Annotated in this window: 2 pseudogenes; both read right to left on the bottom strand. The window is 36.9% G+C overall.

Annotated elements, in window-relative coordinates:
- A pseudogene (locus SK608_RS00005) lies at positions 1-245 on the bottom strand (ComEA family DNA-binding protein); the annotation flags it as partial.
- A 66-nt stretch (positions 246-311) separates the two neighbouring features.
- A pseudogene (locus tag SK608_RS10400) lies at positions 312-388 on the bottom strand (GNAT family N-acetyltransferase); the annotation flags it as partial.

The raw sequence follows: 388 nt of genomic DNA on the forward strand, positions 1-388 counted from the left end.
TTAACAGCGCCTTTTACATCTACTGTGATTAGATCTTGTTCAACCGGTTCTTCCTTTTCTTCCTTCACTTCCTTTTCGGTCGATGAATCCTTAGAAACAGCTTCAACTTCTGCCTGTAAATTCGTTTCTTTGACAGGTGTTTGTGGAGCTCGCTTTAGCAGGAAAAATCCTCCGACAAGCAAGCCTAGAACAGTACAGATAACAATAATTTTATACTCTTTAATTTTCTCGATAATTGCTTCCATATTTTCTCCTCTCTTAAATTATTCGTAAGAGGAAGAAAAAACAGTTGAAAATTTCTTCTCAACTGCTTATTTATTTGCAAAATAGTCTTCCTTGGTCAAGACATAATGAACTCTTGTCACGATTCGGCCTTCTTCATGCTGGT

Source organism: Streptococcus mitis subsp. hohhotensis, from assembly GCF_000722775.1.
Classification (GTDB): domain Bacteria; phylum Bacillota; class Bacilli; order Lactobacillales; family Streptococcaceae; genus Streptococcus; species Streptococcus carlssonii.